Below are 321 nucleotides of genomic sequence, written 5' to 3'. Positions count from 1 at the left end.
TGAGCTAACCGGTACTAATGACCCGTGAGGCTTAACCTTACAACGCCAGAAGCGTTCTGGCGTGGCGTTTGAGAGACGCAAAAGAGATTTTCAGCCTGTTCCCGGAATTAAGTCCGAAGGATTTTGCGCTGTGACAAGGCGGCCAGCGAAGTGAGAGAAGGAGCATACAGAAGTATGTGACTGAGCTTACGAGCGCAGGCAACGCCGTCAGAGCACAAAAGACACAGGACAGAGCACAAAGAATTTGCCTGGCGGCTTTAGCGCGGTGGTCCCACCTGACCCCATGCCGAACTCAGAAGTGAAACGCCGTAGCGCCGATGG

At 54.2% G+C, this 321-nt stretch carries 1 rRNA gene; it reads left to right on the top strand.

Going from position 1 to position 321, the window contains the following annotated elements:
• Positions 1-247: 247 nt before the first annotated feature.
• Positions 248-321, top strand: a 5S ribosomal RNA gene (gene rrf, locus IFU29_RS22295); the annotation flags it as partial.

The sequence above is a fragment of the Erwinia persicina genome, from assembly GCF_014838825.1.
Lineage (GTDB): Bacteria > Pseudomonadota > Gammaproteobacteria > Enterobacterales > Enterobacteriaceae > Erwinia > Erwinia persicina_A.
The sequence above is the reverse complement of the archived record's forward strand: the minus strand, read 5'-3'. Positions and strand labels throughout refer to the sequence as shown.